Below are 1,164 nucleotides of genomic sequence, written 5' to 3'. Positions count from 1 at the left end.
GCGCCGGCGGTGCCGGAACTGCGCCGCGTGGCGGCCGGGCGGGACATGGCGGGCGGCTCCGGCAGCGGCTGGCTGGGGCTGCGGCGCAACCAGGACCATGTCGTGACCGGTGTTTCCGCCCTGCCGCTGCTGCCGCCCTGGCTGGCGCTGCCGCTGGTGCTGGGCATCGCCGTGCTGGCCTGGCGGCGGGAGGGGCGCTAACGCGCGTCGGCCTGCAACGCTGCTGTAAGGTATTGGTTTATCCTGTATGACAGCGGCCTGGTGGCCGGGCGTTCGCCAGGCCTTGGAGAAAGCGTCATGCGGAGCCTACCCGTTCTTCTGCTGCCCCTGGTGCTGGGCGCCTGCGCGGTCGGCCCGACGCTGAGCCAGCGCCTCTCGGCCTATATCGGCCGTAGCGAGGGCGAACTGGTATCCGGCATGGGCGTGCCCGTGCGCAGCTACGAGACGGAAGGCCGCCGCTTCCTGCAATTCGAGCGCCGCACCACCGTGGCCGTCTCCCAGCCCGATCCCTTCTATGGCTATGGCTATTGGCGCTATCGCCCCTGGATGAACACGCCCGCCTATGCGGAACTGCAATGCGACATCACCTTCGCCCTGCGGAACCAGCGGGTCGAGAGCTTCACGCTGAATGGTGAGGGCTGCTGAAACGCCAATCTGGCCCTTCCACGCGTTGTTCAGGTTCCCAACCCCGCCGCTTTTCTTCTAAAGGTGCCGTTATGCGCCGTTCGATCTCCCCCACCCGCTTTCTGCCTCTCGCCGCCCTGGCCGCCGTGCTGCTGCCGGGCCTGCCGGCCAAGGCCCAGATGGGCCGTGGGCCCATGACGCCGAACGCGCCGGCCGCTTCCTCCGCCGCGCCACCGCCGGCGCTGCCAGGGCTGGCCAACCGCAATGCCGCGCCGGCCATTCCGCCGGATGCCAATTTCAACAACCTCGGCCCGACCGAGGCGCTGTTCGACTCGATCAACCGTGGTGACCTCGCCTCGGCACAGGACGCGGTAGCGCGTGGCGCCGATCTTAACGGCCATAACGTGCTGGGGCTGACGCCGCTGGAATCCGCCGTGGACCAGGGGCGCAACGCCATCGTCTTCTTCCTGCTCTCGGCCCGTGGGCCCGGCGCCTCCTCGGCGCCGCCGCCCCCGCCGCTGCCGGGCGCGCCGGGCCCCG

General features: G+C 70.4%; 2 protein-coding genes and 1 pseudogene. All 3 read left to right on the top strand.

Features of this window, described 5'->3' with window-relative positions:
- On the top strand, positions 1-201 hold a 201-nt coding region (locus IBL25_RS26250), incomplete at its 5' end, for a hypothetical protein (RefSeq protein WP_187781363.1).
- Positions 202-297: 96 nt separating this feature from the next.
- Positions 298-645 (top strand): hypothetical protein, encoded by a 348-nt coding sequence (locus IBL25_RS26245; protein ID WP_187781362.1) that lies wholly within the window; start codon positions 298-300, stop codon positions 643-645.
- Positions 646-716: 71 nt separating this feature from the next.
- Positions 717-1,164, top strand: a pseudogene (locus tag IBL25_RS26240) (hypothetical protein); the annotation flags it as partial.

Source organism: Pseudoroseomonas ludipueritiae (genome assembly GCF_014490445.1).
Taxonomy (GTDB): Bacteria; Pseudomonadota; Alphaproteobacteria; order Acetobacterales; family Acetobacteraceae; genus Pseudoroseomonas; species Pseudoroseomonas ludipueritiae.
This window is presented reverse-complemented; position numbering and strand designations above follow the sequence as displayed.

Bases quoted from the DNA above. Each gene is read 5' to 3' on its own strand.
- IBL25_RS26245 (WP_187781362.1), top strand. From the start codon at position 298: ATGCGGAGCCTACCCGTTCTTCTGCTGCCCCTGGTGCTGGGCGCCTGC.